The following is a 17,542-nucleotide window of genomic DNA, read 5'->3' as shown; positions in this document are numbered from 1 at the left end:
TAGTATTTAAAAATTTTATAAACAGGGAGTGAAGAATCTTTTAACGAAACTAAGGAATAAGCGCATTGAATTAACTGTGGTTGATGGCAAGCTCAAGGTTAATGCCCCCACCGGGGTGATGACCAAAGAGTTGCTTGAAGAGATCAAGGGCAGGAAGGAAGAATTGGTTGAGTATATTCAAAAAGCCAATCAACTGAAATATACTAATATCCCTATTGCAGATGAAAGGGATTTTTACCTGCTTTCATCTGCTCAAAGACGACTTTACTTTTTATATTCCTATGATACTTCATCATTGGTTTATAATATCCCGAAGGTGATGAAGCTGGATAAGGATGTTGATGTAAACCGACTGACAAATGCTTTTAATAGTTTAATAAAAAGGCATGAAAGTCTTCGGACATCCTTTAAATTGGATAAGGGAGAACCTGTACAAGTAGTACATAATACGGTAAAGTTTAATATTGAAGTTGTTGATGCTGCTGCAGACAAGAACATAGCTGAACTTATTCCAAAGCTGATCAAACCATTTGATCTGGCTCAGGCACCAATACTTAAGGCCACTCTTATAAGGGATAATGATAGTGCCTGGTTGGTCATGGATATTCATCATATCATAGCGGATGGTACTTCTGTTATGATCATGGAAAAGGAGCTGAAAGAAATCTATGAGGGACATGAATTAAAACCTCTGGAGGTACAGTATAAGGACTTTTCAGAGTGGCAGTTAAAAAGACATGCCAGCGAAGCCTATAAAAGTCAGGAGCGTTACTGGCTAAGTGAGCTCGGAGGAGAGTTACCTGTATTGAACCTGCCTTTTGATTATCCAAGGCCAGACACCCAGAGTTTTAGAGGAGGTTTTATGAACTTTCAATTCTCTGCTGATAAAACAAAGGCACTGAGACTATTATGTGAAAAACATAATATCACGACGTTTACATTGATCCTGTCCATTTACCAGATTATGCTGTCTAAGGCATGTAATCAGGAGCAGGTTTTGGTGGGAAGTCAGGTAGCCAGCAGAAATCATGATGAAATACAGGGAGTGATTGGCAATTTTGTTAACACACTGGTTTTTCAAGGTTTTCCTGAAGGGCACAAATCGTTCCTGGAGTATATTGATGAAGTAAAAGAAAAAGTCTCCGAAGGCCTGGCTCACCAGGAATACAAGTTTGATGAACTTGTTGAAAAAGTCTCCTCTAAAAGAGAACCAGGGAGAAATCCAGTCTACGATGCAGCTTTTGTATTCCAGAATTACTTCAACGAGTACATGGATAATAGAGAGGAGAACTGGAAGCACGAGTCCTCAGAAAATACCATTTCGAAGTTTGATATTGACTTGGAGTGTTTTGAAACGAAAGACCACTTCGACTTTACCATCCATTATTGCACTGACCTGTTTAGAAAAGAGACCATTAGTGCCTTTATAGAGTATATAGAGATTATTTCTGATACACTGGTAAAATCACCTGACCTTAGACTTCAGGATGTTGAACTGTTAACCACGGCTCAAAAAGAACAGATGATCAAGATCAGTGAGGCCGAAAAGTGCGGGTTTGTTCAAAAAACAGTCAATGAGCTGTTTGAACAAAAAGTTAAGCAGTATCCGGATAAAATAGCATTGATCAACGCCGATCAGACATGGACATTTAAGCAACTGAACCAAAAAGCCAATAGAATAGCCCAAAAGCTATTAGTATCATCCAAGGCAGAAAAACGGATTGCAGTGTTTGGACGAAGAGACTTTAACATGATCGCTGCAATTATTGGAGTACTTAAGTCCGGTAAAACCTATTTGGCAATTGATGAAAATTACCCTCCGGAGCGGATTCAGTATATGTTGCAATCCAGCCAGATTCAGGTGGTGGTAAACACTGGAGATAAATCCTTGCCGGAAGCAGTGCAGAGTGCTGTTGATATTATTACAGTCGATGAAGCATCTTTGGAAGGTTTTGATTCAACGAACCCTGATGGAGTTAGTACACCGGATGAGGCTTACATAATTTACACCTCTGGCACCTCTGGTCAGCCTAAAGGTGTCGTATGTTTACATGAAGGACTTGGTCACTATGTCCAGTCTCTGTACCATAGTCTCAGGTTACAGTCCGAAGATGTGTTCTTACACACAGCAACTTTTTCTTTCTCCTCATCAGTTCGCCAGCTTTTTATGCCGTTATGCCACGGACATACCCTTGTACTGGCTCAAAAAGAGGAAATTGAAAACCCACTACATTTATTTGAAACCATAAGCAGAAAATCAGTAAGTGTAATAGACCTTGTACCATCATACCTCAGAAACTGCCTTACGGTGCTTAATTCGCAACCTGCAGAAATGGTGGATGGCATTTTAAACAATAAGTTGAGGCTGATCCTGACCGCAAGCGAGCCTTTGCCAGTATCATTGGTAAATAAGTTGTACGAGTTTTTTCAAGGCAGTCTACAGCTGATCAACATGTACGGTCAGACGGAGACTACAGGTATCGCAACAACTTTTCCCGTAGACCGGGATATAGTGCTGAATGGTAAAATTGTTCCTATTGGCCGCCCGGTTGCCAATACGAAATGCTATGTTTTGGATAAATACCAAAATTTGGTTCCCAATGGGCTTGAAGGCGAATTGTACATTGCCGGACCACATCTGGCAAAAGGATATATTGAGGAGCAAAATATTAATGAGGATAGTTTTAGTCATTCGGCCTTCTTTAATGAACGCATATATAAGACAGGAGATGTTGTTAAGTATAATGCTGATGGGATACTGGAATATAAGGGAAGAAAAGACAACCAGATTAAGATAAGGGGGTTCAGAATAGAACCGGAAGAGATCGCTGCCCAAATACAAAGCATGTCCCTGATTAATGATGCCTTAGTTGTGGTTTTGCCAGAGGATACTCTTGTTGCTTATTATGTTGCTGAAGAAGATATTAATAACAGGCAGTTTATTCAATATTTAGTTGATAAGATGCCCGATTATATGATCCCGGTACATTTTATCAGGATTGAACATATACCACTAACACCGAACGGAAAAGTAGATAAAAAGGCATTACCTCTGCCCTCATTTAGTCAGGGCGAAAATTACGTGGCACCCGCAGATAGTATAGAACAAGGGCTTGTTGCTATATGGGGAGAGATTCTGAATGTTGATGCTGCTGTAATCAGTACAGATACAAGTTTCTTTGAACTAGGCGGGCACTCCTTAAAAGCTATTGTTCTGTCTAATAGCATTCACCAAAAATTCGGTGTGGAGGTATCGTTAAGAGAAATATTCAGAAGACAGAATATCATACAACTAGCCGGGTTTATAAGAGATGCTGAAAAGAGTGCATTTCAGGAAATTCCAAAAGCATCTCCCAAGGAGTATTATGCCCTGAGTCCGGCGCAGAAAAGATTATATTTCTTAAATCAAATGAACTCCGGGACGCTGGCATACAATATGCCTCAATTCCTGGTTGTAAAGGGGGAGCTGGATTTTGAGAAGTTCGAATCTGCGTTTAAGAAACTGATAGCCAGGCATGCAAGTCTGAGAACTTCATTTCATTTGATTGATGGAGTGCCTATGCAGAAGGTTCATGACTCAGTGGATTTTGAAATTAACTATTCATCAGATAAGCATATAGAAGGAGGAGACCTGCATACTCGTCTTCGTCCATTTGACCTTGCAAAGGCACCATTGCTTAAGGTTGATCTGATAAGAAAGACTAATGAAGAATATTTCCTTATTGTAGATATCCATCATTTGGTAACCGATGGTGCATCGCAGGGAATCCTGATCAATGACCTGAAGACCTTATATGATGAAGAGCTTCCACCGCTGAAAACTGACTATAAAGATTATGCGGAATGGCAGCATACCGAGGAATACAGCGAAATGGTCAGAGTTCAGCAGCAATACTGGAAAAGACAATTTGCTAAAACCCCTCAGAAATTGGCATTGCCAACTGATTTTGCAAGACAGGGGCTTAATGATAGTGGTGATTTTGTTACAATTAGCCTGGAAGAGGATATTGTAAAGCAGATCACTGAAATGACTAAAGGGTACGGTACTACCAACTTTGTTATGGTGTTGACTGTACTCAACGTGTTCTTGTCGAGGTTATGTAATCAGGATGATATAGTTATCGGGGTACCATCCATCAATAGGAATCATGCAGATGTGCAGAATATGGTCGGGCTGTTTCTCAATACACTTGCTTTGCGAAACTTCCCTCAACTGAAGCAAAGGTTCAGTGATTTTCTGGAAGATGTGAAGACAAATATGCTTGAGGCACAGGAAAATCAGAATTTTCAGTTTGAAGATCTTCTGGAACTCCTAGATATAGATAGAGACATCAACAGGAACCCATTGTTTGATGTGTTTGTGAACTACCTGAATTTTGACAGGGCAGCAGTAACGAAAATAGGCGAATTACAATTTGAACCTCTTCAGGAATTAGATACGGAGGTTGATGCAAATCAATCTGCAGCGGTATCTCCAAGAATACACAGCAGGTTTGATCTTACCTTTTATGTTTCTGAGGGCGAGGGGAAAATGAATATTTCCATGGTTTACAAAACCAGCATTTTTGCGGCCCAAACGATAGCTTATCTGGCTGAAGAGTTAAAAGAGCTGATAGTACAAATTGCCAATAAACCGGATACACCTATTGGTGATTACCAACTGATGTCTTCCAAGGCACTCGAAACTAATGCAACGAAACCAGTTATAGCTCAGAATTTTGAGCCATTTACTCAGGAAAGTGTTGAGTCAACTATAGACCGTAGATTCGAAGAGCAGGTAGAGAAGTTTGGTGATCATACAGCCATTAATGTGGGAGGGGTAGCACTGACCTATGATCAACTAAATAACCGTGCTAATCAGATTGCTCATAGCATTAATCAACTAACCAATAAAAATGAAGGCATTGCACTGCTTTTTAATATGGGCGCTAATATGATAGTTTCCATGATCGGAGTAGTAAAAACAAATGCTTTCTATATTCCTGTAGACCCGGCTTACCCTCAAGAAAGAATAGGTTACATGCTGGAAGACAGTGCGGCGGAGGTGTTATTGGTAGATAATGAAACCTTGCCTGTAGGAGAGCAAATTAAAGCTGCGAATAAGCAGGTTAGGGTTATCAATATTGATGAGATTGTTGATGATGAGAAGCAGACTGATAACCTGAGGCTTGATAAGGATAAAAGGTCAAAGGCATACTTGCTTTACACTTCAGGCACTACGGGTAGACCTAAAGCAGTTGTGCAAATACATCGCAATGTGCTGCATTTTGCCAGAGTATATACCAATGCTCTCCATATTAGTGAGCAGGATAGATTGACTTTACTGTCCACTTACTGTTTTGATGCCTCTGTAATGGATATTTATGGGGCACTCCTCAATGGAGCCACACTGTACCCGTACAATTTGAAAACAAATGGAATTTCAGCATTTCGCGATCTGGTGTATGGAGAAGACATTACCATATATCATTCTACCCCATCAGTTTTCAGGTCTGTTTTTGATAGCATAGAGAATGGGAAATCTGTACCTCAATCGGTTAGACTGGTTGTTATGGGGGGAGAAGCTGTTGTGCCAAAGGACCTTGAGATCTTCATCAATAATTTTAATGATGATTGTATTTTTATCAATGGCTTGGGACCTACCGAATCAACTATTACGATTCAAAACTTCATTTCAAAAGATATGGCCAAAGCGTCTGGCAGAAGGGGAGTCCCGGTAGGGTATCCCGTAGAGCAGACGGAAGTACTTATTCTTAACCCTCAAGGCAAAGAAGCGGCTGTATTTGAAACCGGTGAGATTGTTTATAAAAGCGAATACCTCGCCCTGGGTTATTGGAATAACAAAGAGGCAACAGAAAAGGCATTTATAGAAGATATTAATGGCAAAGGAGGTAGATATTACAAGTCTGGAGATCAGGGAAGAAGAAGACCAGATGGAACTATCGAATTTTTAGGACGGAATGATAGACAGGTAAAAGTAAATGGCTATAGGGTAGAGCTTGAGGAGATAGAAAGCCAAATGCTAAGGCATGAGCATATCAGCCAGGCCGTGGTTCAGGTGGATGAACAGGGAGGGGGCAGTTGTTTGGTCGCCTATTATACAACTTACAGCAGGCAGCCTTTTGAAGAGAAGGACATAAAGAGCTTTATGTCACACAAGGTAGCTTCGTTTATGCTACCCAGGTTCTTCATTTTTATGGACAAACTGCCACTGACACCTAATGGAAAACTGGACAGAAAAGCACTACCTAAACCTACCCTTACCTCAGAGAAAAAGTGGGCTCCGTCTACAGAAATAGAGAGTAGACTGGCATCTCTGTGGGCAGATATGCTTCAGGTATCAAGAGAGTCTATACCCAATGATCAAAGCTTTTTTGAGGTTGGAGGAGATTCTCTCAAATTACTTCAGCTCAATGACAGAATAAACAGGGAGTTTTCGGTGAAATTGGATATCGTGGATCTCTTTAGATATCCAACGTTGGAAGGAATGGCTAACCTGACAGAGGGGGTAAGCACTAAGAATGACGTTGACCAGGCCACTGATGAAGAAGTGGAAGGACTGTCAGACATTATGAATCTATTGAATTAACCTAAGCACTAAACTATAGTATGCAAAAGTATAACGGAATGGAAATTGCGATTGTGGGTATGTCATGTCAATTTCCTGGAGCGAAAGATGTATTAGAATTTTGGCAGAACTTAAAAGATGGAAAGGAGTCTATAAAACAGTTTTCGAAAGAAGAACTCCTGGCGGCAGGTGTGCCAAAAGAAGTGATTGATAATCCCAGGTATATCGGGGCACGGGGAGACCTTTCAGAAGCGGAATATTTTGATTCAGAATTTTTTGGATACCGGGCTGCAGAGGCTAAGCTAATGGACCCCCAGCTCAGACTCTTTTATCAGCATTGCTGGAAAGCTGTGGAGGATGCTGCCTACGACCTGCATACATATGATGAGAAAATAGGCTTGTTTGCCGGAGGTGGACCTAACAATAACTGGGAAAACGCAGCTATTTTATCTAATACAGAAGGAGAGGTAGAGGAGGTTACAGCATCTCAGTTGCGCAATATATCCTATCTAAGCACCCGGGTTTCTTATAAGCTTAACCTTAAAGGGCCTTCACTCTATGTGAATACTACTTGCTCTACGTCGCTGGTGGCCATACAGCGTGCATGTATGAGTTTACTATTGAGAGAGTGTAAAATGAGTCTTGCCGGAGGTGTATTTATTACCAATTACCCGGATCGTGGTTACCGATACGAAGAGGGTATGATTTACTCCAAAGATGGTCATTGCCGTGCTTTTGATCATCAGTCCAGCGGTACAGTAGCGGGAGAGGGTATTGGCGTATTGCTCTTAAAAAGATTGGATGATGCCCTGAAAGATGGGGACACTATTCATGCCGTGATCAAGGGGAGTGGAATCAATAATGATGGAGCGCAGAAAGTATCTTATACTGCTCCAAGTGCTGATGGACAGCAGGAAGCCATAATGAAGGCTTTGAAAATGGCCAAGGTGCCTAAGGAAAGCGTTACTTACATTGAAACCCATGGTACAGGTACAGCTTTGGGTGATGTGATTGAAGTGGATGCACTTAACCGCGTTTATGGCGAGAGTGATCAGCCCTATTGTGCATTAGGGTCTGTTAAAACCAATATCGGGCACCTCGTTGCAGCATCAGGCGTGGCAGGGATTATCAAGACTATAATGGCCCTAAAGCATGAACAGATACCACCTTCACTTAACTTTGAAGTACCCAATCCTAAAATCAATTTTCACAGATCTCCATTCTACGTTAATACTGCACTTAGGAAATGGGATGGAGGTAAGTACCCACTTCGAGCAGGTGTGAGTTCTTTTGGTATAGGGGGTACAAATGTTCACATGATATTGGAGCAGGCACCTCGAAAAGAGGAGACACCAGCCCCGGCAAGAAACCTGCAATTACTTCAGTTTTCTGCGAAATCAGAGAAAGCGCTTGATAATAACATGGCCAACTTCAGGGATTTTTTATTGGAGTATCCTGAAACCAACCTGGCCGATGCCGCCTATACTTTACAAACAGGAAGGTCTGAGTTTTCATATCGTAAGACATTAGTTGCCGATTCTGTACGAGAGGCCATTACCAGGTTGAGAATTCCCGCAGATTTGAAAGTAACAAAAGCATCAAAATCAGCTAAGAAACTGACGTTTATGTTTAGCGGACAAGGAGGTCAGTATCAGGGTATGGGAATGAAACTCATGCAGGAAAAAGTGTTTAGACAGTATGCCACCCAAAGTTTTGAAATCGCTAAAAGGCTCACCGGTAAGGATTTTTATAAGATACTTGAGTCTTCACCTGAAGAGGTGGATCAGACCATGAACAGCCAGCCTCTCATATTTATTATCCAGTATGCGCTGGCAAAGCAACTCATGCATTTGGGGTATCAGCCTGATGTACTGTTAGGCCACAGCATTGGAGAGTATGCTGCTGCGTGCATCTCAGGAATACTTGATCTGGAGGATGCTCTTAAGTTGGTTATTGCCAGAGGTGAGCTTATGCAGCAGCAGGAAAAAGGTCAGATGCTGAGTGTGGCAATGGGAAGAGATGAGCTCATATCATGGCTTTCTGGTAGGGAAAATATTTCAATTGCTGCCTCTAACAGCTCGGCACACGCTGTGGCTTCAGGTAGTATAGAGGCCATAGAAGATTTGAGGCTAAGTCTCGAAGAAAAAGGAATACATTCCAGAGTACTGCATACATCCCATGCTTTTCATTCGTACATGATGGAACCTGTCTTAGAGCCATTTAGGAAGACATTGGACGAAATATCTTTTCACAGACAGGAAATACCGGTAATTTCCAGTGTGACAGGACTCTTGGTTGATGGTGAGATGCAGGACAAAAGCTATTGGAGCAATCAAATTGTAGAAGAGGTGCAATTCTCCAGGGCATTAGAAAGCCTGCTTACAGAAAGCTCACTAGCCTGCATTGAAATTGGCCCGGGAGATTCCTTATCAACCTTTGTCAGGTCACATGACCACAAGACGGATGATCATGATGTGTTTAATACTATAAGTAAACCCGATCAGGTCATTAATGATAACAGATACCTGCTGCAAACCATCGGAAAGCTATGGTCAACGGGACTGAGACCAGACTGGAACAAATTCTATGAGCATGAAAATCGTAGCCGTATTAATCTACCGACATACGAGTTTGACAAAGTAGAATACCCACTTTATGTGGACTCTTACAAAATGATATCGGACCTTATCGCTAAAGGCGGTGGGGCATCTCCTAATCCCGCAGAGTGGACACATAAACTTATTTGGGAAATAGATGCAATGTCTACTGCTGGCAAGACTGATGAAAAGCCTGTGTGGATCTTTAGCTACAATGAAGATTTACAGCAGACTTCCCATGTTGAGGGTAATTACAATGTCCGGCTGGGAGCTAATTACCAACAAATTACCGACAGACAGTTTGAGATTAACCCGGCTGATCCATCGCATTTTACCCGTCTCTTTGAAGAGACCAATATGGGGGATGTTCGTATAGTTTATGCTTTGGATAATCGTACAGAGAGTAATACCAATAGCCAGGTAGAAACATGCTATTATGGTTTGATCAATCTGGCTAAGGCATTAGGGGATAGAAAATCACAAACAGAGGTTGACCTGTTAACAGTTACTTTTGGAGGATATAAAGTGCTCGCGGAAGACAGTGTCAATCCATTTTATGCTCTGGCAGCAGGAGTAACTAAAATGATCACTAAAGAATATGCCACTATTAAGGGGATGCAGTTAGATCTTCCGGAAGAAAAAGAGTGGTTGTCTATTGCCTCAAAAGAGCCTATAGCTTTGAGTGAAGTAGTTGCCTATAGAAAAGGTATGAGGTTTAAGCAGGGAGTGAAACCATTTGCCTTAAAGGCTGAGAATAAAATGCCGGTATTTAAGGATAAAGGTGTATATCTGATATCAGGAGGTACAGGAGGAATAGGTCTGGCACTTGCCCGGCAAATGGCCGAAGAAACAAATGATGCTCACTTTATACTCATTGGTAGAAAGGAGTTGCCTGAACCGAAACATTGGGTACAAAGTGATAGTGATACGGTAAAAAGGATCAGGGAGATTGAGACTGCCGGGGGACAAGTTCATTATATAGCCATGGATATAGCTGATAGAACGTCTTATTCATCACTTAGGGAAAAGATTAGTCAAATAGGTCAGGTAAATGGAATAATTCATGCGGCAGGAAGTATTGACAAGGGAGGAATTATTCAAAACCGGGACAGAGCGGCAGATAGTGCATTGATCAATACAAAGGTTTTTGGAGCACTTAACTTGCTTGAAGAGTTTGCACATGATCAGTTGGATTTTTTCTTGAATTGTAGCTCGGCTGCAGCCTTTAAAGCACCCGTGGGAGAAGTGGGGTATGTGTCAGTCAATTTGTTTTTAGATGCCCTTGCATATCAATACCCTGCAGTGAGGAGTATAGGTTGGAATGCCTGGTCAGAAAGTGGAATGGCTGTAAAAGCTGGAAATGGAATGGTAGGGGTTAATAGCGTAAGCAATAAGGAGGGCTTCTTGCTTTTCAGGAATATGCTTAAGAGCCAGGAATCTCATGTTATAATATCCAGAAGCATGCTGACGGCATTTCAGAAAGCAGATGATGTTAATGAAAAAGGGGAGGAGCAAGCTAACCATACCAATGAAAACTCAACTAATCAGGCAGCGACGGTTGAGGAGAGGTTAATAGCATTGTGGGAAAGGTTTTTTGGCAAAGAGACCATTAAACCATTTGATGACTTTTTCGAGCTGGGTGGAGATTCGTTAAAGGCATTAACCATGATCAACTGGATCAAGAAGGAGTTTTCCGTGGATGTATTGATCACCGATTTCTTCAAGAGATCCTCAGTGAGACAGTTAGGTGAGTTTATTGAAGATACTTTAGGTTCTGCAAGGGAAAATGTGATCCCTAAGGCAAAACTGGCCCCAAAATATCCGGTAAGTGCGGCTCAAAACAGGCTATATTTCTTATGGAATTATGATAAAGACTCATTGGGTTATAACCTGCCGCAGTTTGTAAAGGTAGAGGGCGAGCTGGATAAGGAAAAACTGTCAAAGGCTTTTTCGCAGCTGGTAGAAAGGCATGAAATTTTGCGCACCTCTTTTGTCCATGAAGGAGATCAGGTATATCAAAAAGTGCAAAACGTAAATTTTGAAGTGGAACATGCCATAATTCATGAAAATGAGCTGGAAGTATATTTTGATGAGTTTTGTAAACCTTTCGATCTGTCAAAAGCCCCATTACTCAGGGTTAAACTGCTCAAGATAGAAGATGCCCTACATTATTTGTTAGTGGATATCCATCATATTGCTACAGATGGTATTTCTCAGGGAATCTTACTCAATGAATTTGCCGCATTATATGCAGGTGAAGCGCTGGAAAAACCACAAATCCAGTACAAAGACTTTGCAGTATGGCAAAAGGAGCAAACAGGAGAAACGAGTTGGAAAACTCAGAAGTCCTTTTGGGTGGAGCAGTTTGAAGGAGAGCTCCCTGTGTTGGATTTACCTGCCGACTATAAGAGACCGGTGGAGCGTCAAAAACCAGGAGGGAAAGTTAGCTTCGAAATAGAATCTGAATTACAATCACAGATAGCTTCATTTAATGAAGAGCAGCATATAACTTCATTTATGTTCCTATTCTCGGTATACAGTTTGCTGCTTGGCAAATTGGCTAGAACAACCGATGTGGTTATTGGAACACCAACTGCCGGAAGGCCACATCATGATGTGGAAGGCTTGGTTGGTATGTTTGTAAATACATTGCCTATCCGTAGCCGTTTTGAGGATAAGATGACTTTCAGTGAGTTTGTCCAAAACGTTAAAAATATTTCACTTCAGGCCTTTGAGAATCAGCAGTACCCTTTTGAGGAACTACTTAACGATTTAAAAGTTCGCAGAGAAAGCAATAGACATCCACTATTTGATGTCATGTTCTCCCTTCAGAATTTTGGTGGAGCTGCTATTCAAATCCCTGGTATTACACTGAGGAGACAAGAAAGAAAATTAGGCCATAATAAGTTTGATTTGAGTCTTACTGGTTACGAAGGAAAAGACAGATTGCTTTTTAATTTCGAATACTCAGGTGATCTTTTTGATGGATCAACTATTGAGCGCTTTGCCAAATGCTTCCGACAAATATTGGGACAGGTTGCGGGTAATCCGGATATTCTCATTTCCGATATTAAACTGGTAGATGAAAAAGAGTATGAATTGGTAGTAAATGAGTTTAATCAGACCGGAAAGCTTTACCCTGATAATACTACCATTCTGGATCTTTTTGAGAAGCAGGTTGAGGAAACACCTGATGCCAACGCTGTTTATCATGAAGATGTCGTTTTGAATTACAGACAATTAAACAGAAAAGCCAATACGCTGGCCAATAACCTACAGAGCTATGCTATTGGTGAAGGAAGTATTGTGCCTGTTGTTATGTCAAGAGGCATTGATTTTCTGGTGTCTGCAATTGCTATATGGAAGCTGAAGGCAGCACCGGCTCCGCTCAGTATTTATTGGCCGGAAGCCAGGATAAAAAATGCCATAGCAAAGTTAAATGCACCAGTAACCCTTGTAAACAATATGGGTGTTGATGAGAGCGGGCTAAGTATTGAAGAAGGATTTCATTTAGTGGAATCAGGTTTGTTGGAAGAAACCGAAAGTAACCTGCCGGAAAAGCCAGGAACAGAGCTCCCGATGTATATATTTCATACATCGGGAACTACAGGTATGCCGAAGGCGGTGGTAGTACCTCACAAAGGAGTTTATAACAGGTTTATGTGGATGAATGACTACTTCGGTAAAGCATCGGCGCAATCTGTGTTAAGAACAACAAAGCACATCTTTGATAGTGCTATCTGGCAATTAATGTGGCCATTGGTTAATGGAGGGCAGACTGTTATCCCATCGGAAGAGAGGATGCTGGATCTGAGGTATTTCAATGAGCTCATAGAAGAATATGGGGTTACCATGACTGATTTTGTTCCCTCACTATTTAACGAAATGGTAAGGCAAATGAAGGCTGGAACTAATGAGTTTAACCCTTTTAAATTGAAGGATATCGTTATAGGGGGAGAGGCCATTACACCAGAGACCACGAATTTCTTCATTCGGAAATATCCTCAAATAAGACTCACAAACTTGTATGGGCCAACTGAGGCAAGTATAGGCTGTGTTTACTATCCTGTGGAAGAAGAGAAGGAGATTATACCCATTGGTAAACCTATTAGCAATACTAAGATCTACATTTTGGATCAAAACAAGCAGGTAGTTCCTGTTGGAGTTCCCGGTGAGTTGTGTATTGCAGGAGTCTGTCTGGCTACAGGATATTTTGGAGATAATGTACTAACAGACGACAAGTTTGTTGCAGATACATTAGATTCGCAGCCCGGCAAAATGTACAAGACCGGAGATCTGGCTAAATGGCTTCCTGACGGAAATATAGCTTTCCTGGGTAGAATTGATGATCAGGTAAAAATAAGGGGCTACAGGATAGAGCTTGGTGAAATACAGTCAATATTAAATAAGGCCAATGGAGTAAATGAATCGGTGGTACTTGTTCATGATAATGATCTTGGAAATAAAATCCTAATAGCTTACTTGGTAGTATCTGATGCTTATGATGAAGCCGATACAAGGGAGTACCTTAAGGCGCAGTTACCTAACTACATGGTTCCGTCTCGATTGATAACCATGGAAAAGTTACCTGTACATGAAAGTGGAAAAATAGATAAAGCAAAGCTGCCTAAGCCTGATTTTAAGCAAGAGAGAAAGGCTCCTAAGAATGAAGTAGAACAGCAACTGGTCAACATATGGTCAGGCCTTTTGGGCATTGGTACCGAAGAACTCAGTGTGGATGCAAATTTTTTCGAAATGGGAGGTCACTCACTCATGGCAATCCGTGTGGTAAGTGCAGTAAGGGAAGTGTTGGGTGTTAACCTTACCATCAAGTCAATTTTTGTCTACCCAACCATAGAAGAGTTGGCAGATTATTTAGGTGTATTTGCACCTGCAGAAGAAGGTGAAGATGAATATGAGTCGTTTGAGATCTGACGTTAAACGATAAGTTACATTTAGTTATATCATATAAGTCCTGATAAAAAAATGGATGCATTAAATATTATAACCGAAGCTCACGAAAGTGGAATATCATTGTTTTTAAATGAAGAGGGTGAGCTCAAGGTTAACGTACCTAAAGGTACACAGCTAAGTCCCGCACTGCTTGAAAAAATCAAGGCAGGGAAAGAAGAGTTAAAATCGTTTCTGAAAAAGAATCTGGCAGTAGCCAAGTCTGTGAAAAAGGGTTTGACTATAAAAAAAGTTAATAGAGGGGAACTGGACAAAATACCATTGTCGAGTTCTCAGGAATCGCTATGGTTTATAGATCAAATAGAAGGAGGATTGGCCTATCATATTCCTTTTTCTATTGAAATAACTGAAGACTTCGAAAAGGAATATTTGGCCAGAGCATATAGTGAGCTTATCAACCGTCATGAACCGTTAAGGACGGTAATTAAAGAAAAAGGAGGGATTCCTTACCAATTGGTGCTTGACAAAGGAGAGTGGAAATTTGAAGAGATTGAAGGGGGTGAGTTCTCTAAAGAATCATTTGATGAGCTACTAAAGGAACAATTGCTGGAGCCATTCAACTTATCTGAGGGACCTTTATTAAGAGCAAAACTAGTAAAATACAGCGATAGGTATATTTTTCTTATAGTTGTACATCATATTATTTTTGATGGATGGTCGACTGCAATTTTTGGCAATGAATTGAGTCAGTTATACTTTGGAGCATCACAGAATAGTTCATCTGCCCTTAAGCCATTAGAGATCGAATATGCTGACTACGCAGTTTGGGAGAAGGCTCGGCTTACTGATGATTTTCTTAAAAAGTATCTCAGTTTTTGGGAAGAAGAACTTGAGAACACTGAGCCCACCACATTGCAGGGAGACTTTAGCAGACCCCAGGTTTTATCTGGAAGTGGTGATATTATTGAACAATATATTGATCGTCAGTTGTCTGAGGGCCTTAAAGATTTGGCGGCTAAGCAGAATACTTCATTATACATACTCCTACTGTCGGTATTTAATTTACTAATCGCCAGATATGCCCGAAAAGATGATGTTGTTGTAGGTTCACCTATTGCCAACCGTAATCTTCCTGAACTTGAGCCGCTTATTGGTTTCTTTACGAATACTTTGGTGCTTAGAAACCGAATCCAAAATGACCTTCCATTCAATCAATGGTTGAAGGATGTTTCAGGTCATGTATTTGATGCCTTCGAACATCAGGATATACCATTGATTAAAATTGTGGAACACATGAAAAGCGACAGGGATGCCACATCAATGGTATTGTTTAATATCATGTTTTCGTTAGCTAATTATCCTGAACCCGGCAAAAAGCAAATTGGAGAGTTAAAAGAGCTTGAAGAGATTACTTCACAGTTTGACATTACGCTTCGGGCAAAGGAAGAACCTCAGGGTTTCAATCTGTCTGTTAACTATAGCACTGATCTGTTTTTACGAGAGACAGTAGAGCAGTTTTTAGGTCAGTATATTACCCTTTTGGAGCAGATAGTAGCTGATCCGGAAGCGAAGTTGAGCTCACTGAGCCTGATGAATTCGGGAGAGCAGCAGGCGTTACAATCCATTCATTATAATGCAGAACCATTACCAAAGATCCATGAAACGGTAATGGAGAAGTTTGACCGTCAGGTCTTACTTACACCGGATCATGTTGCCCTTTACGAAAGAGATGAAGAAGTCACCTATAAGGAACTGCAAGCACGATCCAATGCCTTGAGTCATCGGCTTCATGCCAAAGGTGTCCGTCCTGGTGATATAGTGGGTGTAAGTATGGAGCGTTCATCAGACCTGATCACCACCATTTTCGGAATACTCAAAGCAGGATGTGCCTACCTTCCTATAGATTGGACCCAGCCGGATTCACGCCGGGAGTACATCCTTGATCATACCGGGGCTCAATACCTTGTGGCTGATAAAACCACCGGCAGTTTCTATAAAAGTTTTGAGGCAGTTACGGTAGTTGATTACGAGCACTTAATAACAGAGTCTTCAACATCCGAAGAGGAAAACCCGGCGCATGAGTCAGGAATAGAAGATTTGGCATATATCATTTACACCTCAGGATCAACAGGTACCCCTAAGGGAGTGATGGTTGAGCACCGGTCTCTTACAAACCTGATAGAAACCATGCAGGCTCAATACCCTCTGGAGGGCGGAGATAGTTATCTGCTTAAGACCAATGTGGTGTTTGATGTGAGCTGTTCTGAACTATTCGGGTGGTTTGTATCCGGAGGATCGTTGGCCATACTACCTCAGGGCGAAGAATCAGATCCTATAGCTATAAAAGATGCACTTGTTCGATACGGGGTGAGCCATGTAAACTTTGTGCCCTCCATGTTGGGGCTGTTTTTGGAAGAGATAGGAAGAAAAGGAGGTTCAGGTCTTGAGTCGTTGCGTTATATCATTTCAGCCGGAGAGCCACTGGCACGTAATACAGTTGATTATTTTAATAGACTGGGCTTATCTGCACGTTTGGAGAATCTGTATGGTCCAACGGAGGCTACGATCTATGCTACAGGTTATTCAACATCTTCGCATAAAGGCCTGAGAAGTGTTTCGATAGGGAAACCCTTGCGAGGTGTAAAAGCCTATGTTTTAGACAGTGCCAACCAACTGGCAGGTTTAGGAGTACCTGGAGAGCTATGCCTGGGAGGGATAGCCCTGGCTCGAGGGTATTATAACAACCCCGAACTGACCTCAGAGAAGTTTGTAAATAATCCATACGATGGAGAATCAGGAAGCAGGCTATACAAGACGGGCGATTTGGTTCGTTGGCTTCCTGATGGGAACCTGGAATATTTAGGTCGTATAGATGAACAGGTTAAGCTACGAGGCTATCGTATTGAGTTGGGAGAGATCACGCACTGGTTAAAGGAGTTGGAAGGTGTTGCAGAAGGAATAGTGCAGCTTAGAGGAGAGGGTGAAAATCAGTATCTGGTCGGTTACTATGTAAGTGAAGAGGAATTGCTTACTAAGGACATCCGTGAATACCTGCAAGCACACCTGCCATCATATATGGTTCCGGAGTACTATGTACGGATCGAAGAGCTTCCCTTACTGCCAAGTGGCAAAATTGATAAGAAAAAATTACCTGAACCGAACAAAGTTAATCAGGACGTATACATTGCTCCTGCTGATGAAATTGAGGAGGAACTTGTTCAAGCCTGGTCTATACTGCTTGGCACTGATAGTCAACAAATAAGCACTACTGCCAACTTTTTCAAAAATGGAGGACACAGCCTGCTGGCTACCCGAATGATATCGATGATACAAGACAAGTTTGAGGTATCATTCCCGGTTAGGGTCGTTTTTCAATACCCTACTATACAAAGCCTTGCCAAGTACATTCGCATTATAAACAAGGAAGCGGCTCCTGCTGATGAATACGATACAATAGATATTTAAT

At 41.4% G+C, this 17,542-nt stretch carries 3 protein-coding genes; all 3 read left to right on the top strand.

The annotated features are described in order from the left end of the window. The first annotated feature begins 28 nt into the window (after positions 1 to 28). From LVD17_RS26595 to LVD17_RS26585, 3 genes are read left to right on the top strand one after another with little or no spacing between them, the layout of a single operon-like run. Positions 29 to 6,589 (top strand): non-ribosomal peptide synthetase, encoded by a 6,561-nt coding sequence (locus tag LVD17_RS26595; RefSeq protein ID WP_233763120.1) that lies wholly within the window; start codon positions 29 to 31, stop codon positions 6,587 to 6,589. Between the two features lie 20 nt (positions 6,590 to 6,609). Then, positions 6,610 to 14,100 carry a non-ribosomal peptide synthetase/type I polyketide synthase gene (locus tag LVD17_RS26590; RefSeq protein ID WP_233763118.1) on the top strand — a complete coding sequence of 2,497 codons (7,491 nt, stop codon included), beginning with the start codon at positions 6,610 to 6,612 and terminating at the stop codon, positions 14,098 to 14,100. Positions 14,101 to 14,151: 51 nt separating this feature from the next. Next, positions 14,152 to 17,541, top strand: coding sequence for a non-ribosomal peptide synthetase (locus tag LVD17_RS26585; RefSeq protein WP_233763116.1), 3,390 nt, complete (start codon positions 14,152 to 14,154; stop codon positions 17,539 to 17,541). Position 17,542 lies beyond the last annotated feature (1 nt).

The organism is Fulvivirga ulvae (genome assembly GCF_021389975.1).
Taxonomy (GTDB): Bacteria; Bacteroidota; Bacteroidia; order Cytophagales; family Cyclobacteriaceae; genus Fulvivirga; species Fulvivirga ulvae.
The sequence above is the reverse complement of the archived record's forward strand: the minus strand, read 5'-3'. Positions and strand labels throughout refer to the sequence as shown.

What these genes read in the sequence shown, in the direction of transcription:
- LVD17_RS26590 (WP_233763118.1), top strand. Translation starts at nt 6,610, where the DNA reads ATGCAAAAGTATAACGGAATGGAAATTGCGATTGTGGGTATGTCATGT.
- LVD17_RS26585 (WP_233763116.1), top strand. Translation starts at nt 14,152, where the DNA reads ATGGATGCATTAAATATTATAACCGAAGCTCACGAAAGTGGAATATCA.